This window comes from Nostoc sp. NMS8 (assembly GCF_017115045.1).
Lineage (GTDB): Bacteria > Cyanobacteriota > Cyanobacteriia > Cyanobacteriales > Nostocaceae > Nostoc.
In genome coordinates, this window is record NZ_JABXKK010000018.1 from 1 (window position 1) to 26,194 (window position 26,194).

At 44.0% G+C, this 26,194-nt stretch carries 16 protein-coding genes; 8 read left to right on the forward strand and 8 right to left on the reverse strand.

All coding sequences use genetic code 11. The annotated features are described in order from the left end of the window. Positions 1 to 170 precede the first annotated feature (170 nt). The 4 genes from ldpA to HWQ39_RS02000 all read left to right on the forward strand — a co-directional run bounded on the left by ldpA (position 171) and on the right by HWQ39_RS02000 (position 5,061). On the forward strand, positions 171 to 1,331 hold the full coding sequence (ldpA, locus tag HWQ39_RS01985) for a circadian clock protein LdpA (RefSeq protein ID WP_292840821.1): 1,161 nt from the start codon (positions 171 to 173) through the stop codon (positions 1,329 to 1,331). Between the two features lie 83 nt (positions 1,332 to 1,414). Continuing rightward, complete coding sequence (locus tag HWQ39_RS01990; protein ID WP_292840901.1) at positions 1,415 to 3,148, forward strand: R3H domain-containing nucleic acid-binding protein; 1,734 nt, start codon at positions 1,415 to 1,417, stop codon at positions 3,146 to 3,148. Positions 3,149 to 3,646: 498 nt separating this feature from the next. Beyond that, positions 3,647 to 3,967: a hypothetical protein gene (locus HWQ39_RS01995; protein WP_292840824.1), complete on the forward strand. Its 321-nt coding sequence runs from the start codon at positions 3,647 to 3,649 to the stop codon at positions 3,965 to 3,967. A gap of 113 nt (positions 3,968 to 4,080) precedes the next feature. Further along, complete coding sequence (locus HWQ39_RS02000) at positions 4,081 to 5,061, forward strand: ATP-binding cassette domain-containing protein (RefSeq protein ID WP_292840827.1); 981 nt, start codon at positions 4,081 to 4,083, stop codon at positions 5,059 to 5,061. A gap of 52 nt (positions 5,062 to 5,113) precedes the next feature. Here the strand turns inward: HWQ39_RS02000 and HWQ39_RS02005 are convergent, their stop codons facing one another. The 3 genes from HWQ39_RS02005 to HWQ39_RS02015 all read right to left on the reverse strand — a co-directional run bounded on the left by HWQ39_RS02005 (position 5,114) and on the right by HWQ39_RS02015 (position 7,986). After that, positions 5,114 to 6,307, reverse strand: a complete 1,194-nt coding sequence (locus tag HWQ39_RS02005; RefSeq protein ID WP_292840830.1) for a Coenzyme F420 hydrogenase/dehydrogenase, beta subunit C-terminal domain — start codon at positions 6,305 to 6,307, stop codon at positions 5,114 to 5,116. 208 nt (positions 6,308 to 6,515) lie between these two features. Then, positions 6,516 to 7,490 carry a DNA polymerase III subunit delta' gene (locus HWQ39_RS02010; RefSeq protein WP_292840833.1) on the reverse strand — a complete coding sequence of 325 codons (975 nt, stop codon included), beginning with the start codon at positions 7,488 to 7,490 and terminating at the stop codon, positions 6,516 to 6,518. 172 nt (positions 7,491 to 7,662) lie between these two features. Then, entirely contained in the window at positions 7,663 to 7,986 is a 324-nt protein-coding gene (locus HWQ39_RS02015) for a hypothetical protein (protein WP_292840904.1), read from the reverse strand. Positions 7,987 to 8,336: 350 nt separating this feature from the next. Here HWQ39_RS02015 and HWQ39_RS02020 point away from each other — a divergent pair, with 350 nt between their 5' ends. Further along, entirely contained in the window at positions 8,337 to 8,900 is a 564-nt protein-coding gene (locus tag HWQ39_RS02020) for a PadR family transcriptional regulator (RefSeq protein ID WP_292840836.1), read from the forward strand. A 62-nt stretch (positions 8,901 to 8,962) separates the two neighbouring features. On the opposite strand, the gene HWQ39_RS02025 is transcribed toward HWQ39_RS02020, so the two are convergent. Further along, a complete protein-coding gene (locus HWQ39_RS02025; protein WP_292840839.1) occupies positions 8,963 to 10,870 on the reverse strand; it encodes a heavy metal translocating P-type ATPase in 1,908 nt (635 codons plus the stop codon). 198 nt (positions 10,871 to 11,068) lie between these two features. On the opposite strand from HWQ39_RS02025, the gene HWQ39_RS02030 reads away from it, so the two are divergent. After that, positions 11,069 to 12,175 carry a precorrin-8X methylmutase gene (locus HWQ39_RS02030; protein ID WP_292840842.1) on the forward strand — a complete coding sequence of 369 codons (1,107 nt, stop codon included), beginning with the start codon at positions 11,069 to 11,071 and terminating at the stop codon, positions 12,173 to 12,175. 363 nt (positions 12,176 to 12,538) lie between these two features. Beyond that, entirely contained in the window at positions 12,539 to 16,162 is a 3,624-nt protein-coding gene (locus tag HWQ39_RS02035) for a DUF4912 domain-containing protein (RefSeq protein WP_292840845.1), read from the forward strand. Between the two features lie 396 nt (positions 16,163 to 16,558). Here HWQ39_RS02035 and HWQ39_RS02040 read toward each other — a convergent pair whose 3' ends face one another. From HWQ39_RS02040 to HWQ39_RS02055, 4 genes are all read right to left on the reverse strand, one after another. Continuing rightward, a complete protein-coding gene (locus tag HWQ39_RS02040; RefSeq protein ID WP_292840847.1) occupies positions 16,559 to 17,785 on the reverse strand; it encodes a 4-hydroxy-3-methylbut-2-enyl diphosphate reductase in 1,227 nt (408 codons plus the stop codon). A gap of 296 nt (positions 17,786 to 18,081) precedes the next feature. Next, on the reverse strand, positions 18,082 to 18,915 hold the full coding sequence (locus tag HWQ39_RS02045) for an SGNH/GDSL hydrolase family protein (RefSeq protein WP_292840850.1): 834 nt from the start codon (positions 18,913 to 18,915) through the stop codon (positions 18,082 to 18,084). 152 nt (positions 18,916 to 19,067) lie between these two features. Beyond that, positions 19,068 to 20,486, reverse strand: coding sequence for an ammonium transporter (locus HWQ39_RS02050; RefSeq protein ID WP_292840853.1), 1,419 nt, complete (start codon positions 20,484 to 20,486; stop codon positions 19,068 to 19,070). Positions 20,487 to 20,985: 499 nt separating this feature from the next. Beyond that, on the reverse strand, positions 20,986 to 21,240 hold the full coding sequence (locus HWQ39_RS02055; protein WP_292840856.1) for a YnfA family protein: 255 nt from the start codon (positions 21,238 to 21,240) through the stop codon (positions 20,986 to 20,988). Positions 21,241 to 21,543: 303 nt separating this feature from the next. On the opposite strand from HWQ39_RS02055, the gene HWQ39_RS02060 reads away from it, so the two are divergent. Beyond that, entirely contained in the window at positions 21,544 to 26,178 is a 4,635-nt protein-coding gene (locus tag HWQ39_RS02060; protein ID WP_292840860.1) for a GAF domain-containing protein, read from the forward strand. Positions 26,179 to 26,194 lie beyond the last annotated feature (16 nt).

The following is a 26,194-nucleotide window of genomic DNA, read 5'->3' on the forward strand; positions in this document are numbered from 1 at the left end:
GTCGTAATCAACGCACTAATTATTACTGTACCTCATTTACCTGCAATCTGCTGTAATAACTAAAATGCCCAATCCCCAGTCCCCAGTCCCCAATCCCCAAAATCAGAAAATCCAGACTTTTTCTTGATCACAGACTGCTATTTTTAGTCGTATAAACGCATAATAGAATAGTGACTGATCTGTTCGCCCCTTTACAATCTCTCAAACAAGGTGACTGGTTCAAGCTGATCTGCGGAGCCAGCTTCCAGCATTTGCCGGCAGTCAGAAGTCTAACGTTAGCCTATACTTTGGCGGGCGCTGACTGCATAGATGTTGCAGCTGATCCAGCAGTGATTGCAGCAGCGCAAGCAGGGCTACTTGTAGCCAAATCTTTGGCTAAAGATGCCCAAAAACGAGGGTTTGACTACAAAGGCAACTCACCCTTTTTGATGGTCAGCCTCAATGATGGAGAAGACCCCCATTTTCGGAAAGCAGAATTTAATCCTACTGAGTGTCCTACAAACTGCTCTAGACCCTGTGAACGGATTTGTCCAGCACAAGCAATTGTGTTTAATAGTATAAAAGAAGACTTTTCTGGAGTAGTATCCGAAAAATGTTACGGCTGTGGTCGTTGTATACCAATTTGTCCTTATGATATAATTTATACAAGTTCATACATGTCAACGCCGGGAGCGATCGCGCCATTGGTAATGTCAACGGGAGTAGATGCCGTAGAAATCCATACAAAAGTCGGGCGATTGGCAGAATTTGAACAATTATGGCAAGCAATTTCACCGTGGGCCGATAAACTAAAGTTACTAGCCATCAGTTGTCCCGATGGCGAGGGGATGACTGACTACCTAAGAGCTATCTATGACCTGATTGCCCCACTCAAGAGTGCTTTAATTTGGCAAACCGATGGTCGTTCTATGAGTGGTGATATTGGCGATGGCACCACAATAGCCGCGGTGAAATTAGGGCAAAAAGTTTTGGCAGCTAAGTTACCGGGATATGTGCAGTTAGCAGGCGGCACAAATAGCTATACCGTTGCTAAGTTAAAGGCAATGGGACTGCTAAAAGAGGCAGAGGGGCAGGGGGCAGGGGGCAGAGGAGAAGAATTTTTCCCCCTGCTCCCTGCTCCCTGCCCCCCCTCCTCCATTTCTGGAGTCGCCTACGGTAGCTACGCCCGTGTACTGCTGTCACCAATTCTCGAAAAGTTAGAGAATAAGGAGGTAAGTAACACTAATGTGAAGGCGAATCTTTGCCTAGAAGAAGATGACGTATTACTTTGGCAAGCTGTAGAACTTGCCCATTCTCTCGTTTCCCAGATCAAGTCACAGCAAGAGCATTAATTGCTCGTTCGGAAAAATACCCAGAGCGGGTTCTCCTGCACGCAAACGTCCTCGCTATCTCTAAAAACGTCACCATAGAAAGCATGACGATTACAGACGATCTCCAAAAGTTATTAGACATTTTGCCCCAAGACCTGCGACAAGCACTAGAGAGTCATCCCAAACGAGATATTTTAGTAGAAGTTGTCTTGGATTTGGGTCGTCGCCCAGAGGCTCGCTTTCCTAATCAAGCTGAGTATTTGAGCGAAGTACCCGTTACTCAAGAACAGATAGATGATTGCATTCAACGAGTCGGAACCTTTGGCGGAGATAATCGGGCAGGAATTGAGCAAACTTTGCATCGGATCAGTGCCATCCGCAACCGCACTGGTAAGATTATTGGCTTGACCTGTCGCGTTGGTCGAGCGATATTCGGAACCATTGGCATGATCCGCGATTTGGTAGAAACTGGTAAATCGATTCTCATGCTGGGGCGTCCAGGCGTGGGCAAAACTACCGCCTTACGGGAAATCGCCCGTGTTTTGGCAGATGATCTAAATAAGCGAGTGGTAATTATTGACACCTCCAACGAAATCGCTGGGGATGGGGATGTTGCTCACCCCGCCATTGGTCGCGCTCGGCGGATGCAGGTAGCTCATCCAAATCAACAGCATCAGGTGATGATTGAGGCAGTAGAAAACCACATGCCAGAAGTCATTGTCATTGATGAAATTGGCACGGAACTGGAAGCTTTAGCGGCTCGTACCATTGCGGAACGGGGTGTACAGTTGGTAGGTACTGCCCACGGGAATCAGATCGAAAATCTGATTAAAAACCCCACCCTAGCTGATTTAGTTGGGGGTATCCAAGCTGTGACGCTGGGAGACGATGAAGCTAGACGGCGAGGCTCTCAAAAGACTGTTTTGGAGCGGAAAGCCCCGCCTACCTTTGAAATTGCTGTGGAAATGTTGGAACGCCAACGCTGGACAGTACACGAAAGTGTTGCTGACACCGTAGATATTCTGTTGCGGGGTCGTCAACCTACCCCACAAACGAGAACCGTTGATGACCAGGGCAAAATTGGTGTTACCCGCCAGTTAGCTGTTGTCAATGGTCGTGGTGGACAGCTAGGAACAGTGGAAGAATCTTTCCCAACGGCACGGCCGTCTAATGGCTGGCGTTCATCTGGACAAATGGTAGCACTGCCACAATTGCCTGTAGAGCGGGTAACTGGGCGCAGTGAGTTTGACCGTTTGCTGGATGAATCCTTCAATTATTCTGAAAGCATTGATTTGGATGCTGCTACAAGAGTGCCAGGGCCGAATGGTGAAGATTTACCATTGCACGTTTACCCTTATGGCGTTAGCCGCCACCAATTGGAACAGGTGATTAGCGTGCTAACTTTGCCTGTGCTATTGACAAAAGACATAGATAGTGCTGATGCAATTTTAGCACTGCGATCGCATGTCAAAAACCACGCCAAATTACGCCAAATGGCCAAAGCGCGGCATGTACCCATCCACGTGATTAAGTCCAGCACCATTCCCCAAATTACCCGTGGTTTGCGGCGGTTGCTGAACATCGATGACCCAGAAATGGCCGATGACCTAGAACTGCAATTATTTTTGCACAATGGTAGCGATGATGAGATGGATGCCTTGGAAGAAGCTAGACTTGCTGTTGAGCAAATTGTGATTCCAAAAGGACAGCCAGTGGAGTTATTGCCGCGTTCTCCCCAAGTCCGCAAAATGCAACATGAGTTAGTAGAACATTATCGCCTCAAGTCGCATAGTTTTGGCGAAGAACCAAATCGCCGCTTACGGATTTATCCAGCGTAACCTCACCCTTTACCCCTCTTTGCATTGCAAAGAGGGGGAACCGCAAAGGACGCTTAATTCCTGTAGAGCAAGTCTTAGATATTTTAGTGTGGATGATTCGGTCACAATCAACTTAAGGTTGGGTTTCGCTTCTGATTGCTATTAATTTACACATGCCAAAAAACCTGATCGCGAAGACCAGGTTTTTGTGAGGTTATATTTCCCCAAGGCCAGTTATAGAAGTTATTTATAAATTAGTGTTCTGGTAATAACTACCAAACTTAGGTTATCAATTTCGGAAAACTGCCGCCCAATTCTTAAAATTTTTTCTTGCTCATACCAATTTTAAAAATGATTGCGGCAGATGGACAGAGAAAACCCAGATACACTAAGCGGTTTCCAATCTAAAATCTAAAATCTAAAATCCAAAATAGTATTACCCGTGTGATGCCTACTCAGTGAAATTTAGATCACAACGTCTGTCTGGGAATTTTGCTATTATTTGCTACTTTAAAATATATGCAAATAATTGAAATTTCTCCATTCCAAGCATTTCGCCGGAGCGTGGCAACGGTGATCCAGGTAGTTCCAAAGGAGCTACGCTATGTAACAATCCTGGCATTAGTGGGTGGTGCAGGCCCAGCGATCGCCATTTGGCTCAACAAGATAATTATTGATGAAATAACCCGCTTATTGAGCGTGGGGACAACGCAGAATGCGATCGCCTTGATACTTGCCCAACCTCTGCTACTCTCCAGTATTGCAGGTTCACTGCTGGTGAATTTGGTGAGTGATGGATCGCTAACATTAATGCTTTTGTATATACTTCCCTGCGCGTAGGCGTAGCCCGCCGCAGGCATCGCATTTCCGGTTTTGTCCAAGGACAAGTAATTGAGAAGGTTGCCACTTTTGAAGATATTGCCCTGTTTGAAACACCCGATTTGCTGAATTTGGTGCAGTTGACTGAAAAGGGAGTACAACGACTTCCAGAACTTTGTCTCAGGCTTGTAACGCTGTTAGAGGGAATTTTCATCTTCATTCCAGCCATACTGCTTTCAGCCTCCCTTGCTTGGTGGGTACCAATAATTTTGTTTAGCTGCGTTACCCCTGTAATGTATGTGCAGATGAAATACCGTAAGCAAGCTTGGGGAGTAGAAAGAACCCAAGCGAGTGTTCTTCGGGAAATGAACTTATACAAGACGGTTTTAACTGGAGAGACATACGCCAAAGAAATACGCTTATTTAGCTTGCAACCTTTACTGCTAGAACGTTGGCATGGACTTTACCGTACCATTTTTAGAGCAATGGAACAGATCCGCCGCCGGGGGACAACAGCAGTTATTGGCTGGTCTTTATTGAGTGGCTTAGGCTTGGCATTACCATATATATACATAGTCCAGGGAGTGTTAGGTAGAACCCATACTTTGGGAGATTTGGCGCTTTACACTGGGGTAATTTTAGAAGTGCGTCGAAGTTTGGAAAATTTGATGTCTGGCGGGTCAGAGTTATACAATATTGCACTGGCAACCACGCCCATTTTCCAGCTTTTGGAGTTAGAGCCGCAGTTATCCCATTCTCATGTAGAGTTGCAATCAGAAAAAGCATTGGGAAAAGTCAAGAAATCGGCTGCTAACAATCGGAACTTTGAAATAAATGGCAATAATTCATCTGATCGTCGGCAAGTTTTATCGCGTTTGAATACAACTAAGTCGGAAGCATTGCAGACAGGTATTAACATCAAAAATTTATCTTTTACCTATCCCAATAGCAACCGCGCAACCTTGAAAAACATCAACCTGACGATTTACCCCAACGAGATGATTGTACTAGTGGGTGAGAATGGTGCTGGTAAGACCACATTAGCAAAGCTATTATGTCGTCCGCCCTTGGCTATGGGCGGGCGAGACGCCCACCCCACAATATTGGATAATTGATTTGTTGGAAGTCCCCAAGGGAGAAGAGTTTTCCTTCTACCTCCTGCCTCCTTCAATCTGGTAACTTATATTGCTCAACAATACGCTTGGCAAACTCTGGAACATGCGCTTCTAATTTTTCTGGATGATTTCGCTTCACATACAAATAATTCCGAGTAAAGTGAGAATCAATGGAAAACCGCGCATATTCTAAACCCTTGGGGCCGATTTTTTCAATCACCACACCCATCAGTTTTGCTGCCCACATTGGCAGGGTAACGCCTTTATCGTAAGCGGGAATACTTTGCTGTACGGCTTCTTTCCGGTTGCCTTTAGATGTTACTGGTTGAGTATCTAACTGGTCTTTTACCAAATCCAGCATTTCCTTACCAGTATCATTTCTCACTACAATCCACTGCCAGCCGAAGGGTGCGCCCATGTAGCCAACGACTAAATCGGCTAGGGAGTTGACGTAATCAAAGCAACTCATACAAGAGGGGGCAAAGACATCTTTGAGTTTGTTTGTCTTCAAGCCAAAGAAAGGCACGGTTTCTGATGAGCCATCCTCATGTTTGAAGTGAACTCGGAAGTCTTGCATGAATTCGTAATGCACAACTGTATCAGGCGATCGGCTGGTGGTTTCTAAAAATTTTTGCAGTCCGGCGCGGTTAACATTATCTACGCAGGGCGTACCCAAAACATACAGCTTTTCTAAACCAAGTTGTTTTTCTACGGCTCGTAATGCCTGAATTTGGCAACCAACGCCAATTACCAACAGTCGTTTCATCCCCGATTTTTCTATCTGTTCCAACACCGAAAGGTTAGGTGAAAGTGTTGGTTTATTTACCCGCGCTGCTAGTATTTCTTCTGGAGTTCGGGCGATGATGGGCATGGGTTGAAAGCGGTCTTCTTTGGTGTTTTGCACACAGACGACACCTTCAACTAAGCCGCGATTGAGCATTTCAATGGCAATACTGCTAACAATTCCCGTCCATTGTGCGCCTTCGATAGGTTGTTGTTTCCGTGCCGCTATCATGTCTTGGTGAACACCAAAGTAGAGTTCATCAGGATTTTCAAGATGGCGCGATCGCGTGTGCGTTTCTTCTTCAAGTTCGCCTATTTGCTGATTAATAAAAGCACAGGCTTCCTTGACATAATGAATATAGTATGTATCGCATAGTCCGCACTCGCTACACAGTTCTTTCGCAGGGCGGCGGCTGGTAGATTTTAAGGCTCTGGCTTTTTTGTGAGGAGAAACTGAGGTCATATAAACTTTTTGTTTTATCCAGGAATCGCTTTTATTACAATACCTTCACTGGCTATGAACTTGACGATAGAGGATGAACAAGACATGTAATATTTTGAAACGCAGAGGGACGCAAAGTAACGCAGAGTTTTGCTTAATTTATTTAGCTACGAATTAATTAAATATTATACTGAGACTTTTATAAGGAACTATAGAAATACAATCGCATTCAGCGATGAGCAGGAGAAATAGAATTTGATTTTTGATACACAGATAAAAGCAGGCATTCCCAAACTAGCCGTGGTTGAGCGTAAGAAAGCAAGTGTTTACGAGCTTCTTCTAGCTGGTTAATTATACTAGGTTGATGCCACTGCTGCCAGTAAAATTGCTGAAGATAATCAACTAACCACAGTTGTGCTTCTGTATCTAAATCCTTATCAATTTTTTTGGCTAACTCCAAGGCGTTACGGTAAGATTTAGGCGCTTTTTTCAAGTCTTCGAGTAACTCAGGGGGAATAGCCTGTAATTGCTCATAAGATGCGATCGCACCTCCGGCACTACCAGCTGCTATGCTCAATACTGCCTGATTTTGCAAAATTTCCTGATGACCTGTTTGTGTGAGTACAACAGCCAAAGACTGTGCATCTAAGCGATAAAAAGGAATCCGTTGACAGCGTGATACTAAAGTCGGTAATACAGACTCAGGTGTAGGTGCAATTAAAATTAACGTCGCCTGTCCTGGTTCTTCCAAGGTTTTAAGTAAGGCATTGGCTGCGGCTTCTGCCATTGTTTGGGCTTCTTCTAGCACTACCACATTCCTCGGCGCTTCTAAGGGCGGACGACCTAAAAACTCAGTAATTCCCCGAATTTGCTCTAGTCGAATTACAGGTGGTGCTTTACGCTTGAGTCCTTTTTCGGCTGCTTCTGCTGCTGTTAATCGTTGTCCTTGGTGTTGGTAGGTTGGTTGCACCCACAACAAAGCTGGGTGATTGCCTTGACGCAAACGGTTTTGTAAAGACGCAGTAACTTCCATCCCACTAGAAAATAGCAATTCCACAAAGCATCTGGCTGCTAAACTTCTGCCGACACCATCTGGCCCCACAAATAAGTAAGCTGGAGGAACCCGATTTTGTTTGACAGCTTGAGTGAGTAATTCTATAGCTTGCTGTTGTGCTACAACTGGCGCAAATGGGTTAATAGTCACGTTGCTTCGCTCCGAATTCAAAATGACGCTCTCTACGAGACGCTGCGCGCAGCTCTCCCCCTCCCTTTGAGAGAAGCCAGCACCAAGGGAGAAGCAACTGGCGCAGCGCAACAGAGAAAAACAGAGATTTTACGAGTCACCTTGAAAGGGCTGGAGTCCTAATCCCCAGTCCCTAATCTGTGAGAAATCTGGATATCTCCGCATGTGCCAACACCGCACCAGGTTCGCGCTGGAGAGCGTTGTAATACTTTCTCTCGAAGGTATTGCCCGTTTCTAACGGCACAATCAATGTGCGGACATCAGCAATCAATTTTTGAAAATCGTCTAGCAATATTGGTTCATCTGCTTGAAGCATTTCATCAACTTGCACAACTATCTCAGAAATTCGATGTAGCCAAGCAAATTGTTCATGAGCGATAACTAGCTGAAGGAGTTCTCCGCTTGATACTCGTCCACTAACCTGTTCGTAGGCGATGCGTTCTGTCTCCAGCAACATCTTGTGAAGGTGGAGTAGTTTGTTTCGTAAATCACGCAGATATTGATGTTGATGTATTCTTTGTAGAAGTGTGTTAGAAGTCAATTTTACCCATCCTCTCGTTACAATAGTCTTCAATGGCTTAAATAATTTCTAAGCATTGGGCATTGCTAACTCTTCTCCATACGCCATGCCCTTGTGAGTGGAGTTTTTTACCTATTAGGTTTCCTTGCTAAGAAGCATTATAGTCAACATATCTTTTTATAGCCGTTATATCTTATATTAGATTAATCATATATTAGCATAAACTTATAAGAAATACATAGTGTAGAACTGAGCGAGAAAATATCAATTATGGGAAAACCGTCTTCATGTCGCTAGCAAATGTAATTCTAGGTCTTCTTCAGCAGCAAGAAATGACGGGCTACGACCTCAAAACGAGCTGCTTTGATCAATGCATTGCCCATTTGTGGCCAGCAGATCAGGCACAAATTTACAGAACTCTCGATAAGTTAGTTGAGCAAGGCTGGATTACCTGTATCATTGAGATTCAGCACGATCGCCCCAACCGCAAAGTCTACAGTGTAACGGAGCCAGGGAAAGCCGAATTTAGCCGATGGCTGGGGATTCATCAACCCTTACCGACTGTACGAGAACCAATGCTAGTCCAGTTGCATTTTGCAGATCAGTTATCGAATGAAACCATCATTCATCTACTTGAGCAGCAATTGGCGGCTCGAAGCAAAAAGCTGGCTGAATGTGAAACCATCGATTTGCCATCACTTGATGATGCATCTACCAACCGCGAACAGGTGATGCAAAGGCTGGTGCTAGAGTTGGTGATCCGAAGAGAAGAGACTTATATTGATTGGTTGAAAACAGCGATCGCACTTATCAGTCAGCAAAAGCCGTATCAAACCGCTTCGCAAAGTTGAGAACTAAAGTGTTTATTACAAACTCTCAAAATTAGCTTGACAAAGTACTACTTTGTTCTATCTTATTTAAGCAATCTTAGTCCGCTAAGGGTAACTAAGACTGTGGAACCTTCATGGCCAATAACGCCGATGGGTAGGTTGATATTTCCTAGAAAGTTGCCGACTAAAAGCAACAGAATGAAACCCAACGCCACTACTATATTTTGTTTGACTATGAGTTGCGATCGCGTACCCAAATGTATCGCTACAGCAATTTTTTCTAACCTGTCTGCCATCAGTACTATATCTGCGGTTTCCAACGCCACATCACTACCAGATATTCCCATCGCTATACCTACAGATGCTTGGGCTAAAGCTGGTGCATCATTGATTCCATCGCCCACCATTGCCACAGTTTGATATTGTTGCTGTAGACGGCGGATCACATCGAGCTTATCTTCTGGCAGAAGTTGGGCATATACTTGATCGATTCCGACGGCTTTGGCGACACTGTGAGCAGTTTCCTGATTATCCCCGGTTAACATGACAATTTGCTCAACTCCCAGTTTCTTTAACCGGGTAATAGTTGCAGCTGCTTGCGATCTGACTTGATCTGCGATCGCAATTACACCCATCACCTCTACTCCCCGTGCAACCCAAACGACAGTTTTACCCTGTTGCTCCCAAGATTGAGCGATTTCTCGCAATTCTTCAGGTAAATTTGTGACATACTGTTGCACAAAAACAGCATTCCCGACAATTATCTGTTGTTCTTGAGCAATTCCGACAATTCCTTGTCCAGGTATAGCTTGTACTTGAATAGCACCAACCAAATTTAAATCACTAGCCGCCTGTACGATTGCCTTACCGATGGGATGTTCGGAAGATGATTCTACACTAGCAGCAGTTTTTAATACATCATCTTTAGTGTATTCACTAGCTGAAACTACTTGAAATACCTGCAACTGCCCTGTTGTGAGAGTACCAGTTTTATCAAATGCGATCGCACGGACTTTGCCAATCTTCTCCAACTGCGCCCCATTTTTAAACAAAATCCCCTGTCTTGCACCATTGGCGATTCCCGAAAGCAGAGTAGGCATAATTGCAGCCATCAGCGCACAGGGAGAAGCTACCACCAGAAAAGTAAGAGCGCGATAAATTGTTGTTTCCCAATCGCAACCCCAGAGAAATGGCGGTAAAGTTGCTAGCAATATTCCGGCTACTACAATGATTTTTGCATATCCCTTTTCAAAGCGATCAATAAACTCTTGGGAAGGAGGTGCTTCTGTCTGCGCCTGTTCTACCAAACGAATCACACGCTGAATCAAGCTGCTTTGGGCTGGTTTGTGTACTTTAATCTGCAATGCACCATAGCCGTTGAGTGTACCGGCAAATACTTCTGCACCGACTGTTTTTTCTACAGGTAAAGACTCGCCTGTGATTGCAGCTTGATTGAGAGTGCTGTAACCAGATAAAATTATCCCATCAGTAGGAATTAGCTCTCCGGGTTTGACAACAATCTCATCACCCACTTTTAGCTGACTGATCGGAATTTCCTCTTCCCTTCCCTGAAGTAAAACCCTTGCTGTATCTGGTGTCAGGCTCATCAAACTGCGGATACTCCGCTCAGTTCGCGCCATTGCATAGCCTTCTAATGCGCCACTGATGGCAAAGATCAGAATCAAAATTGCCCCATCAATAATTAGATGATATTCTCTTCGCCATAAGCCGAGGCTAGCAGCACCAATGGCGGCGACAATCATCAGCAAATCTACATCGAGTTCCTTTTCTTTAAAGAGGGTGGTTAATCCTTCCCGCGCACTTTCGTAACCACCAATTACATAAGCAGCAGGTAGCAGCAAGAATGCGAATCCTAACCATCCGAGATGCAAGGCGAACCATCCGAAAAATAACAGCAGCCCGCACAAAATGGCGGCTACGGTATCTGCGTGTTCTTTGGTGAATTGGCCCAAACGTTGGGGGTAGAGCATGAGAGGTGAATTAACAGGGACTCTCTCACGCTAAACCTTAACATTAGTGTTAATGTCAAGGTTTATAATGAATTTGAAACGCAGAGGGGAGGCAGCGCGTTGCGGGGGTTCCCCCCGTTGTAGCGACTGCCGTCGCGCTGAGGGAAGCGCAGAGGTACGCAGAGTTAAATCTTTATCTGTGTTGTTTTGGAGTAAATCATGAATGCTGGTTGCTTAACTATTAAAGAACTCACTGATGCGGTAGGCGGCAGTTTGACTCCGCGCATGGTGCGACATTACCATCAATTGGGGCTGCTACCGCAACCAGTGCGATCGCGCAGCAATTACCGTCTCTATACTCAAAAAGATGTCCTCCGGTTGCAACGGATTGTCGCACTGAAGCAGCAAGGGTTTCAGCTAAACCATATCCGCAATATTTTGGAAGTGGAACCAGAAGCCGATACAACGGTTAACCTCATGGGACAACTCCAGCAGCAATATCGGGCGGTGATGCAACAAATTTCTCAGCTGCGACAAACTGCGTCAGCATTAGAAGGATTATTAGGGCGCGATCGCCATTGTCAAATTATCCAAGCAGAAGTTTTAGCACAACTCAAGTTACTCGATGTCGAAACTCAAGCTGGATTGGGAGGATTGGAAAATCTCTGGAGTGGCTTGGATGCTGAAATTCATACCCATTCAGAAGCTTTTACCGAATCGCTACAACGTTTACTACCTGATTTGTCTCAGCGTTCGGAAATTGAACAACATTTAATTTCTCAGCTGGTTTTGGCTTGTGGCGATGTCAGTTTAGTATCTTTTATTAAATTGAGTCGAGATGCGATCGCAGCTAGTCGAGAAGCTTTATCTTCAAACTGTGAAATTGTTGTCGATACCCAAACGGTTGCTGCTGCTTTAGATCAAACCCGATTACTTCACTTGGGATGCCGCACCGAAACCTTAATTGATAACCCCCATATTACCACCGCCACAGAGGCAGAACTCGCCTTTTGGCAACATCAAGAATGGCGAGAAAAATTGCAGCAAGTAAGTAATGGTTGTGTGTTGGTAGTTGGTTATGCTCCCTCAGTACTTCTCGAAGCTTGTGAAGCGATGTCTAACCAAAAAATTCAGCCTGCATTAGTAATTGGAATGCCCATTGGCTTTAGCCATGCTCCCGCAGCCAAGCGACAACTGATGCAACAAGGGATACCTTATATTACAGTTGCAGGGACTTTAGGAGGTGGCGCATTAGCTGCAACGGCCCTAAATGCCTTGGTTGAGTCACTAATTGATAAGCCAGATTGTCATTGTTATCTGCAATAAATAAGTATTCACTCAGCACTCAGACTCAGCACTACTGAAAATAATATTGTTAAATAATATTGAATTTGTTACACTTTACCAATTTTAGTAATTCAATAATTCATAACTGTGGCCATAAGCTACCAACTTGGTATAAGTTGCAATATAACTTAGAAAAATTTATAGTAAACAGACTTTGGCAATTAGAGTATAAATTATCATGCTATACAAGCTACAGCGAAGTATAAATCAGCACGAGTGCTTTGAAGTGATTAGAACTAAAGATAACTCAGATGTATAATTAGCGCGTCTCCTCCATCATTCCTAACAAGATCGCGATTTAGGAATGGCAGGCTTTCTATTTTTTACTTTAATTAAGGGCTTATGTGGCAACAAGAAAAAAAAGATACTTCGATAGTCAGGTTGGTATTATGGGTTGCCTTAGCTACAACCCCGATGGCAGCAACCCTGATGTTATCAGCGCCAATGCTGGCACAATCTACACCGGCAACCTCTTTTCCACTGCCAACAACAGTGCAGAATGGCTCAAAAGTAAAGATTGACGGTTCTAGTAGCTTGAGTGCAATCAACCAAAGTCTGAAAAAAAGTTTTGAAAAACAGTTTGTCGGCACAAAGGTTGAAGTTGCTGCTAATGGTACTAGTACGGCACTGAAAAATTTGCTAGATGGCAAAATCGACATAGTAGCAATGGGGCGCGGCTTGACACCAGCCGAAAAAGCCCAAGGACTAGAACAAGTTCGCTTGCGCCGTGAGAAAATCGCGATCGTGGTTAGCACAGATAATCCTTTCAAAGGAAGCTTGACTAGTAGGCAATTCGCCCGGATTTTTCGGGGACAAATTACCAATTGGTCGCAACTGGGAGGGACTTCAGAGAAGATTCGGTTAATCGATCACCCGAACACAAGTGAAACTCGCAATACTTTTCGTACTTATCCAGCCTTCAAAACTGGTGAATTTACGACAGGGGCTAATGCTACCCAACTAACTGAGGATAATACCGCAGAAATCATCAAACAACTGGGCAAAGGCGGTATCAGCTATGTGTTAGCTAATCAGGTATCGAAGTTGAAAGATGTGCGAGTTCTGCAATTACATCAAGCCTTACCAGAAGATGCAAAATATCCCTTCTCCCAACCTTTAGTCTACGTTTACAAAAAAAATCCCAGCTTAACTATAGTTGATTTTATCGGCTATACTCTGGCTCCCCCAGGACAGCAGGCTATAGAACAAGCTAGAGCTTCTGAAGCAGAGGCGATCGCAGCCAGGGTATTACAACCTACTGCTTTCACAGCTTTACCCAGTGCCCAGACGACACCAGCTGCTACGCCTTCCCCTACTGCCACTACTTCTGTATTTGCCCAAAAGCCCTTTGTAGCGGCTCCGGCACAAAATACCCCAATTGTAAACAAAGAAACACCCTTGTGGTTGCTGCTACCTTTGTTTTTTATAACCGCAGCTGGAGGATTATTCTGGTGGATTTTGGGGAAACGCCCATCCCCTACAGAGAAAACAGACAACTCGCCAGAATCGAATCCTCATTTACCGAACACAGAAAATGCAGAAGCGGCGGTGCTAAATGGCAGCACAACTTCCTCCCTGAATGGAGCGATACTTGAGGAACAGCCAGTGTCGCACTTTCAAGAGCAAGAAACCCCCGATCGCACTCCTTTCAACATCTATGCTCAAACACAATCTGATCTGACCCAGAATGCTACTCAGGGGACATCAAATTTAGTCCAAGAGGCAACTAATGGTACCTCAAACCTGTACGAAGGCACATCCGGTAAAACTAATGGTAATGGCTCAGAAAATAACAACTTGGGAGCCGCAGCTTTAGGTGGTGGTGCGGCTCTAGCAACAGGTATCGGGACAGCTACCTGGTCTACCTTTAACAACAAAGACACAGAAACAGACGCTATCAGTGAGACAATTGAACTAAATAATTATACGGAGACAAATCATCATGAGTCTGATGAGATTGAATGGGATATAGAAGCCCCAGCAGCTGTAGTAAATACTCCATATCCTCACCTGGCTAATATTCCAGAAGATACTTCTGATGTGGAACTGCCTTCATCGGAGGTGACAGCCCCACTCCCAGAATTACCAAATCTGCCAGCAATCACATCTGATTTTGGATATTGGGACACAGCAATTGAAGATCGAGCAGATGAGGAACTTCAAGCAGAGTTGAACTGGCTAGAGAGTATCACCTCAACTGAAGATACAGCCCCAATAGATGAATTGCCCTTACCAGAGTCTAGCGAAGCGACAGCCGATGTAGAACCATCAGCAACACAAACATCTTCACTGTTAAATTTACCAGAAATACCAGAAGAGGATGCCTTTAATGTGGTGGCGGACGCGGCCGAACCCACTCTCGATTTACCAGAAGAAACATCTCCAGCCGAACCGACTGCTGCGGAAAATGTTGCAGAAACGAACTCCACAGATTTTGCTACTGCTGCGGCTTTAGCAGCAGGCGTAGGGGTTGGAACCTGGGCTAGTACTTTGGCATCAGATGGCCAAGCCGAAATTGATACTCCGGTTGATAATGAGCCAATTGCCGCCGAAACAGCTATTGGTTTGGTAGATGCAGATGACGAGAGCAATATTGTGCTGACCCCACATACTTATACATTGGCTCACGTCTCTTGGGAGATTTCCGAAGCCAAGAAAGCCTCGCTGCAACAACAGGGAGGCTCTCAATTGGTAGTGCGGCTTTACGATGTGACTGGCATTGACTTGAGTTATCAAAGTCCCAACCTTGTAAAGCAGTACGAATCTGAAGAGACAGTACACGAAGGACTGGTGGATATTCCTGTCACCGATCGCGATTACATAGCTGAAATTGGCTATATCGCTTATGGCGAGTACTGGTTATTCATTGCCCGTTCCGCAGTTGTTCGTGTCTTCAATCCGATCCATCCAGATCCCATCGTTGCTGATGTGCCGATTGCTGATGAAACAGATATTGGCTTGGTAGATGTAGACATAGATGAAGAGAGCAGTATTGTCCTCACACCCCGCACTCACCAATGGGCTGATGTCTCTTGGGAAATATCCGAAACCAAAAAAGCAGCACTGCAACAACAGGGCGGCTCTCAATTGGTAGTGCGGCTTTATGATGTAACTGGAATAGACCTGAGTTATCAAAATCCTCAGTTTGTCCAGCAGTATGAATGTGAAGAGACAGCACAGGATCGCTTTGTGGAAATTCCCATCAGCGATCGCGATTACATAGCTGAAATTGGCTATGTCGCTGATGGCGATTGCTGGTTATTCATTGCTCGTTCTGCGATCGTTCGTGTTTTCAATCCTGTCCATCCAGATCCCACAACAGATTCTCCAGTTTCTCCAGTTGAAAATGTCGCCTTAACAAGTGAAACAGCTATTGACTGGGCAAATGTAGAAGCAGAAATCCCTGAAGAAGAGAGCAGTATTGTCCTCACACCCCGCACTCCCAAATGGGCTTATGTATCTTGGTACATTTCCAAAACTCAGTCCGAAGCGCTGCAACAACAGGGTGCTTCACAACTGGTAGTGCGACTCTATGATGTAACTGGCATTGATTTGAGTTATCAAAGTCCCCAGTTGATACAGCAGTATGAATCTGAAGAGGTAGCACACGATCGCTTTGTCGCTATTCCCGTGAGCGATCGCGATTATATGGTTGAAATTGGCTATATTGCTGATAGCGATAGTTGGTTACTCATCGCCCGTTCAGCTAACGTTCGGGTCTTCAGTCGTCCCCACGGAGATTTCTGGTTTGTGGCCGATGCTGAGTTGATTATTCACGGAGCAACCCAACCAAATACAACCGTAAACATTGGTGGTCATACCATCAAAATCAAACCCGATGGTACTTTCCACTTACGTCTCCCCTTTTCAGATGGTTTAATAGACTATCTCATCACAGTAGCTGCTGATGGAGAATCCACAAGAACTATTCATAAGAAGTTCTCTCAAGAAACTTCCGAAAGCTAAAAATTCGTGGTTTACATATCTGTGCATTGGTGTCAACTTAAGCCCAAACCCTTTTAAAACCTCGTTTCCAGCCGGAGGCTGGAAACGAGATAAGCTAATCAGCATTTAAGTTGCATAATTAGGGCGGGCAAGATGCCCACCCCACAAGATATTGAGAAAATTTTAATATGCAAATTAGATGTGTTTTAGCTTAATATCTAAGGGTTTGAAACCCACGGAGGTGGGTTTTGTTTGTATAGACGCGGTTTCTAACCGCCCGTTTCACGTTAAGTTGGCAGCAATGACAGATGTGCGCCTCTACTCGCAATGTCTGTATTCCACACAATTGCAAACCGCCATAACGTCATTTTAAGAGCAAATAGAGAGAGGGAATTTTATTGAGGAGGGTAGTTCTTGCTAAGAACTGACGGGAACTCCTGCCTCCTGCAAATATTTTTTGACTGCAAAAATCTTCTCAATCACATCTTCTACCACCTTATCTGGCGTGGAAGCACCAGAAGTAACTCCCACAGAAATTTCTCCCTTTGGCAACCAGTTTTCTGTAGTTATTAACTGCCCATTTAATTGTCGATGTTCAATGGAATTTCCTGATTTCAAGCGTTCAACAGTATCAATGTGATAAGAAGGAATTTTCCGCTCAAAAGCAATTTGTTGCAACTGAGTAGTATTCGATGAATTAAACCCACCAATTACTACCATTAAATCTAAATTATCTTCTACTAACTCCAACATGGCATCTTGACGTTCTTGGGTAGCGTCACAAATGGTGTTGAAGCTTTGGAAATGCTGATTTAACTCAATAGGCCCATATTTATGCAACATAGTCCGCTCAAAAAGCTTACCTATTTCCTCAGTTTCACCTTTAAGCATGGTAGTTTGGTTGGCAATGCCAACTCTTGCTAAATCTCGATCGGGGTCAAATCCTGCGGAACAAGCTTTGGCAAATTTGGTCAAAAATTCTTCACGGTTCCCGCCATTGATAATATAGCTAGCAACATATTCTGCTTCTGGCAAATTTAACACTATTAAATACTTGCCAGCAAAGGAACTAGTTGCAACTGTTTCTTCATGTTTATATTTACCGTGAATAATGGAAGTATAATCAATTTTTTTGTGCTTTTCTACTGTATTCCAAACTTTAGATACCCAAGGGCAAGTAGTATCAACAATTTTGCAGCCTTTATCATGAAGTATCTGCATTTCTTGAACGCTAGCCCCAAAGGCGGGTAATATGACGACATCACCCCTTCCAACAACAGAAAAGTCTTTATTCTTTCCTTCAACGGGGATGAATTCTACTTCCATTTCCTGCATTCGCTGATTTACAGAAGGGTTGTGGATAATCTCGTTAGTAATCCAAATTTTTTCTGTAAGGAAGTGCTGACGGGTTTCGTAAGCCATTGCTACAGCCCGTTCTACACCCCAGCAAAAACCAAAGGCTTTTGCTAGTCGGATTGTCACATTGCCCCGTTGTAGAGTGTAATTGCGATCGCGAATTTCTTGAATCAAGTTACTCTGATACTCTGACTGCAACTGAGTAGCAACTTCTGCTTGATGACCAAAGCCCTTGCGATTATAATTTTCTGAATGTTGGAGGCTGCGCTTAAAAGCTTTTGTATCCATGAGATTTGTTTACTTAAACCACTATTTCTTATTTTCTCGTGCCCAGACGCGATTTATACACAGTTGTATTCAAAGATATTATCAAAGAGCGGGAAAGGCATAATGGCAAGGGGCTAAGGGTTTAAATCCCCCGTTTCAATAATCGGCAAGTTTTGGGTCGGGGTCTAAATCCTCGTCACAAAACTTAATTACGAATTACGTTAGCGTAGCGGTAGCGAGTCTTTTCCCAAGGGGAGACGCCAAGGGCGAACGAGCGTCATTACGAATTACGAATTATTTAACCTTTTACCCTCTTTTTATTGCTGGGGTTTTAATTCGATCTCGCTATAAATCTGCAATGCAGAACGCCAAACTATATAACCTTCAGGACTTAAGTGCAAGCCATCAGTAGTAAATTCGCGGCGGAGATTTCCTTGTTTGTTGGTAAACAAGGGATGTAAATCGAGATATTTGACACCTTTTTTGGTAGAGATGCTTTGTAGTTGCTGATTCAAATCACGAATGCGACTATTGGCAACAGCCAACAGGTTTCCTCGTCCTTTCCAGGTTGCGTCCTCTGCCCCATGTGGCAAAATCGACTGAACAACAATTTGTGCTGTGGGATGCGTCTTTCGTAGGTAACTAATAATTTGCCGTTGATTATCTAAAATTTCTCCATCACTCATCCCCCGAATGAGGTCATTAATGCCAATCATCACAAAAATCACCTCTGGCTGGGTGCGGTTAAATATTGTTAATCTTTTCAAGAGACCATTGCTGGTTTCACCAGAAATTCCTTGATTGAGCCAACTTTTACCCTCAGGTAATAACTCAGGAGGAAACCACAAACTCAGAGAATCTCCCGCCAGGATGCTTAAATGCGGAGGACGTTGTTCAGCAGCAACCTTGGCTTCTTGCTTGAGAATATCTACCCACTCCTGGTAAGTGAGTTGGTGACGGCGACCTAAATCAGGTGTAGCAATTGGGCGATCGCTATTTAGGTTGATTGCCTGTGGGGATGTTACTATCCCAAAAAAAGCGGCCAATCTCTGCTGTTGCCAAATTAGCAGAATGACCGCCAACATCAGGATGCCGTTGGTTAACAGCGAGAAAAATGCCCAGAGAGGAAAGCTTTTAAAAGAAGTAGACACGACTAGCGAAATTTACCAATTATTTGAATCAAATTTTAGCGCCAGCGATCGCAAATGGCACAACTTTAAATTGGGGATTGGGGACTGGGGATTGGGGATTGGGCATAGAGCATTAGTTATTTCCCCTCTGCTTCCCCTGCTCCCCCTGCTCCCTACTGAGTCGGACGATCGCCAAACTCGGAGTTGTAACCTTCTTCGCCGTGTTCGTTGATATCTAAACCTTGCAGTTCTGCTTCCTCTTTAACTCGCAGCCCGACTGTAGCATCGATAACCTTGAGAATAATCCACGTACCAACACCTGCGATCACATAAGCAACGGCAATTGCTACTAGTTCAACTCCCAATTCACCAAGATTACCACGCAGCACTCCATCTTTACCTCCACCGTTAACTTGAGTCGTGGCAAAGATTGCGGTTAAAATTGCCCCTACTGTACCACCAACCCCATGCACGGGATAGGTATCTAAAGCATCGTCAATTTGTAGCTTGTGCTTGAAACTAATGGCATAGAAGCAAACAAAGGCGGTGATGAAACCAATTAAAATCGCTGATAGCGGTGTGACAAATCCGGCGGCGGGAGTAATGCCTACCAAACCAGCAACGGCTCCTGTCGCTGCTCCCACGGCGGTTGGTTTACCCCGCAAAGCTGCTTCCAAAATTAACCACATTAAAGCCGCCGCCGCCGCCGCTGCATTTGTGGCGACAAAGGCTGTGGTTGCCAAATTTGTGACTACAGTGCCAGAAGTTCCACTAGCAACTGATAGGGCACTACCAGCGTTGAAGCCGAACCAACCAAACCACAGTAAGCCAGCACCTAACAAAATAAATGGAACGTTGTGTGGTGGGCTAAGGCGATCGGGATGGGTTTTCCGGGGGCCAAGGACGATCGCTGCTACTAGGGCTGAAACACCGGAACTAATATGAACTACTGTGCCACCTGCAAAGTCGAGGGCACCCAATCCACCATACAAACCTAAAAATCCACCTTTCGCCCATACCATGTGAGCTAGAGGGGCGTAAACAAAGGTTGACCACAGTAGGACAAACAGTGAATAAGCGCGGAAACTCATCCGTTCTGCGATCGCTCCAGAAATTAAGGCTGGGGTGATAATCGCAAACATGGCTTGATAGATCATGAATGCCTGGTGGGGTATCGTTCCGGCATAAGAGACGACTTCCGGCGGATTTGACCCTTTAAGATAATCGGTGACTTCTAACCCGACGCCATTCAACCCAAACCACTGTAATCCACCGATAAACGGTAAACCTGGCGCAAAAGAAAGACTATAGCCCCAGAGAATCCAGGTAACTCCCACAATTGCCATTAACACAAAGCTCATCATCAATGTGTTTAAGACGTTGCGCGATCGCACAAATCCACCATAGAAAAATGCCAATCCTGGTGTCATTAGTAGTACGAGCGCTGCTGAAATCAGTATAAATGCCGTATCTCCAGTATCAGCAGTAGGTGGAGCAGCAGCAGCAGGGGCTTGGGCGAAAGCATCGCCCATCAACGGCCCTGCCAAAAACAGTAGGGTCATAGCCCCAATCATCACAAATTTCTTCAACACTTCTTTCTCTTCCTAAGCACCAATGATTTGTATACTTAACTACATTTGATTACTTTTAGTTAGACATTTTTGTCTTTAAAGTTACTTAACCTGAATTTTCTGGAAATGTTAACAAAAATATAATCCTGATTGTAGTTGCCAAGATCAAAATAAGGGTGTATTGATGCAATGATTGCATCTTTTTTTGAAGAATAGCACTTTATTCAAGCGCTACAAAATTCCAAATTTTTAGTTACTTACAGTTACTTACTGTTACAAACCAAAATAATTCTGAGAATTGACAAATATTGTAAATTATCGCCAGTATTCTCCGAAAATTTGCCCAAAAAATATCTCATAAGTTCTCTTCCTATCTCCCGTATAAACGCGTAGATATCTACTTGCCTGATTCTCATCGCTTAGTTGCTAAAAAAACTTTTGCAATTTTGCGTGAGACGATCATCTGTTTTAAAGGGAATAATATAAAAGCTATTGGTCAAAAATAATATAGAAAATTTACTTAACTTCTCGGAGCAAACATGATAATTAATACACTCGCTAAAGCTAAACATACTCCGATTAAGTAGTAACGGTCTGGAGTTACCCCGTCTACCTTCCAGCCCCAAAGCGTTGCCATTGCAATAAACACGCCGCCATAAGCTGCATACACTCTGCCAAAATTTGCTGGTTGGAGAGTTGCAAGAACCCCGTAGAAAGCTAAAGCAATTCCTCCCAATAGACCCCACCAGAAAGGCTTCCCCTCGCGCAACCACAACTAGATCAGGTAGCCACCCCCAATTTCAAAGAAACCAGCCCACAAAAAATACAGTAGTGACTTAATCATTTGACCGATTATTTAATAAGTCGAACTCAGTAAAATTACGCTAACGCTTTTAACCAAACTATTGTCATTAATTAAAGTAAGTTTGTTGACCAAATGGGGATTGGGTACTAGGTACTGGGTACTAAAGATTGGAAGAAACAAGATAAGGGTTCTTTTTTAATAATTTCCCTAGTCCCCAATCCCCAGTCCCCAATCCCTAGTCCCCACTCCCCAGAATGTAGATAAGGCTCACGGATGAAAGCACCATTACCTGATAACGAAGCACAGAGAATTGAGACGCTTTTACAATATAAGATTCTGGATACGCCATCTGAAGCCGCCTTTGACGACCTTACCCGTTTAGCTTCGTATATTTGTCAGACTCCTATTGCCTTAATTAGCTTAATTGATACAAATCGCCAGTGGTTCAAATCAAAAGTCGGAATGGAAGCCCTAGAAACACACCGAGAATTGGCATTTTGTGCCCATGCTATACTCCAGCCTGACATTTTGGTTGTGCCTGATGCAACAGATGACGAACGATTCGCTACAAACCCACTGGTAATATCTGACCCAAATATTCGGTTTTATGCTGGTGTACCTTTGACTAACCCTGAGGGATACGCGCTAGGAACCCTGTGTGTAATTGACTACGTACCACGAGAACTTAATCCAGAACAACTGGAGGCATTACGAACTTTAGGTCGTCATGTCATTAAGCAACTGGAACTGCGCCGAAATTTAGCAAGTTTGGAACTTGTTACCAAGAAAGGCAAACAGGCGCAGAGGGTAGGCAAGGCATTTTTCAAAAAGATTGCAGCAGGTTTGGCTTTGGCCTCGGCAATGGTAGTTATGATTGGCGTGGTTTCTTATCAAAATACAAGAGTATCTACTAATAATCGCAGTGTAATAAAAAAGACTTATAAAAAAATCAACAGCTTAGAAAAACTACTGTCCCAAATAAGAGAGGCCGAGACGGGACAAAGTAGTTACCTCTTCACTGGAGAACAAATTTATCTAAAACCTTATCAAACAGCACTCGCTAACGTCGATCAAGAAATTGCCAACCTGAAGGATTTAACAGCAGATCAACTGAACCAACAAAAGCAGATTGCAACCCTTGAATTTCTCATCACGGCTAAACTTGCTGAACTAAAACAGACTATCGACTTGCGCCAGAGTCAGGGATTAGAGACGGCGTTGCTAGTACTACAGAAAAATAATCAGCAAAATCTCCTGGACGATATCCGCAAGGCGATCGATGAGATGGTGGATGAGCAAAGGGGACAACTTCAGCAGCAATTACAAACAGCAAAGGCTCGAATTCGCAACACAATTTTGATAATTGCGATCGCAATCTGCCTAAGTTTTATTGTTCTTGCTGTAGTCTACTACTTCATATATCGTGAGGTTACAGAGCGGAAAAAGGCAGAAGAAACCTTAAATCAAGAACGCAATTTTATCTCAGCAATCCTTGATACAGTCGGCATGTTGGTAATAGTTCTCGACACTCAAGGAAAAATCGTTCGTTTCAATCAAGCTTGTGAGCAAATAACAGGTTACTCATTCGATGAGGTGAGGGGTAGGTATTTCTGGAACTTATTCCTACTTCCTGAAGAATTGGAGCCAGTCAAAGCAGTTTTTGAGCAATTGCTAACTGGTAAAGGCTTCTTGGAGTACGAAAACCATTGGGTAATGAAGGATGGCAGTCGGCGACTAATTGTCTGGTCGAATACCTTCTTAAAAGACTATGAAGGATCAGTAGAATACATCGTTAGTACTGGCATTGACATTACCAATCACAAACGCGCACAACAGCATCTAACTGCCCAATATGCTACAACCCGCGTCTTAGCAGAGTCCGCCACAATCAGCGAAGCTACTCGCCAAATCTTGCAAGGAATCTGTGAGAGTTTGGCATGGGATTTGGGTGAAATTTGGATGGTCGATGAGCAAGCAAACGTGCTGCGTTTTCTCGATATCTGGCATAAACCATCCCTGGAAATGCAAGAGTTTGAATCAGTAAAGCAACAAACCACCTTTGCGCCAGGAATTGGGCTACCTGGACGGGTTTGGGCTAGTTCTGAACCTGTTTGGATTGCTGATATCGCTAAAGATATTAATTTCCCTAACTTCAAAATTGCTGCTCAGGTGGGACTACACGCCGCTTTTGGTTTTCCAATCCGCAGCGACCATAAAATCCTCGGCGTCATTACCTGCTTCAACCGTGAAATCCATCCGCCTGACCAAGATTTGGTCAAAACGATGAATTATATCGGTGAACAAGTCGGGCAATTTATCCAGCGTAAACAGGCTGAAGAAGAAATACAACGCCAAAATTTGCGATCGCAACTATTTACCGAAATTACCCTCAAAATTCGTCAGTCTTTGGAAATCGAAGAAATTCTCCAAATCACTGTCGAGGAGGTACAAAAGATTCTTCAGACTGACCGAGTTTTGATCTATCAGTTTTTGCCAGATGAGTCTGCAACCACCGTTACTGAAGCAGTAGTTTCTGGCTTACCAACAATCAAAGAGCAAAACATTACTCCCCTTTATTTACAAGCGGAATATCTACAACAGTATTATCTACAGCAGTACCGTCAAGGACAGACTTTAGAGCTAAATAACTTGGATCTACCAGAAGTTGAACAAAGCCATCTGGAATTGATACAACAGTTTGGGGTCAAAGTTAATTTAGTTGTGCCCATTCTTGTCAAAGAAGAACTGCGCGGTTTGCTCATAGTTCATCAGTGTGACGATTCCCACCACTGGTCTAGCTTTGAAACTCATCTCTTGCGGCAAATAGCCGACCAAGTAGGTATTGCCTTAGTCCAAGCCCAACTATTAGCAGCAGAAACTCGTCAGCGAAAAGAACTGGAAATTGCCCGTCGCCAAGCGGAATTAGCTTCTCAGATGAAAAGTGCTTTTTTGGCAAATATCAGTCATGAAATTCGGACTCCGATGAACGCTGTATTGGGGATGACCAGCTTGGTATTAGATACTCCCTTAGACGCAGAACAGCGAGATTTTATTGAAACAATTCGCAGTAGTGGAGATGCCCTTTTAAGTTTAATCAACGAAATTTTGGATCTTTCCAAACTTGAGGCTGGAGAGATGGCTCTCGAAACTCTAGATTTTGACCTATCCACTTGTGTAGAAGAAGTGGTGGAATTATTGGCTCCCTCAGCCCATAACAAGGGATTAGAAATTGCCGCACTGATTGAGCATAACGTCCCCACCCACCTCAAAGGAGATACGGGTAGGCTGCGGCAAATTCTGATGAACTTAATCAGCAATGCGATCAAATTTACCAGCGCTGGCGAAGTATTAGTGCAAGCCGAATTGCGTTCCGTTTCCGCGACTACAGCCACCATCCATTTTGACATCACAGATACAGGTCTTGGCATTAGCCCTGAAGACCAACGCAAACTCTTTATGCCATTTACTCAAGTGGATGCTTCTACCACTCGTAAATATGGTGGTACTGGTTTGGGATTAGCCATCTGTAAACAACTTGTAACCTTGATGGGAGGAATGATTGGGGTAGAAAGTCAGGTAGGGAAAGGATCTAATTTTTGGTTTGAGGTACTTTTTACAAAGCTTGTTGAGCCTGTTTTGCCAAAATGCGATCGCCCACTTTTACACAATCGCCGCTTGTTAATAGTAGATAACAACGCTACTAATTGCAAAGTTATCTCCCATCAAGCTACTCATTGGGGAATGGAAGTAGATCGTGTTGACAATATTGCTGCGGCCCTGAAAGTTATTCAGCAAGCTGATGGGCAAGGGAAACCATATCATATCGCCTTGATTGATATGCAAAAAACCCAAACTTATGGCATGACAATCAAAGAACAAATTCAAGCTAATTCTGCACTTGCTGAGATCCCTTTGATTATGCTTGCCTCTACTAATCAACGGGATGAAGTGCAGCAGGCACTCAAAATCGGATTTGCAGCTTATTTAGTCAAACCCATTAGGTCATCACGACTTCTCGATACCATCATCACTATTTTAGGAGTGCAGTCGGAATCAGAACAAGAGGCTACTAAAGAAATCCAGAGTACAGAAACTTTAGACATTCTTACTTCCTCTTTCCCTAACCCTTCTACGAAATCCAAGTTAAGAATTCTCCTAGCAGAAGATAATTTGGTGAATCAGAAAGTAGCCTTGAAGCAACTCCAGAGTTTGGGCTATAAAGCTGATGTCGTTGCCAATGGCAAGGAGGTTTTGCAGCTATTAGAAAAAATTCCTTACGATTTGATTCTTATGGATTGCCAAATGCCAATTCTCGATGGTTTGGAAACCACAAAAGAAATTCATCGTTGGCAAGAGGACGCTTTTGCCCTGGGTCATCGTCCTGTGGTGATTGCGATGACGGCGAATGTGATGAAAGAAGACGAACAAACGTGTCTCAATGCCGGAATGGACGACTATCTGAGTAAGCCAGTCTTTAAAGAAAAATTGGCTGCCACCTTAGAGCATTGGACAGGCGTGATTTCTTCCCAACAAGAGGCAGTTGTTTATGAACAGACAGTTTCCACCACCAACAATATAGTTGACCTAGCAATTGATTGGGAACACTTGCATCAGATATCGGGAAATGATGAAGAATTTGAACGAAATCTATTGCAATTAAGCATTGAAGATATTAAACCACGTTTAGAGATCATTAAAATAGCGATCGCACATAATGACTTTGAGCAAATAGCACGAGAAGCTCATCACCTTAAAGGCGCTAGTGCCAACATTGCAGCCACAGCTATGTATCTAGCTGCTGACAAATTAGAACAACTAGCTAACGATCAAGACCTGAGAGGTACTACCAACTTAATCTCAGAACTAGAAGAATTTGTCAACCGAATTCAAGACTTTTTAACAAAATAGAATAAAGGTGTTGTTT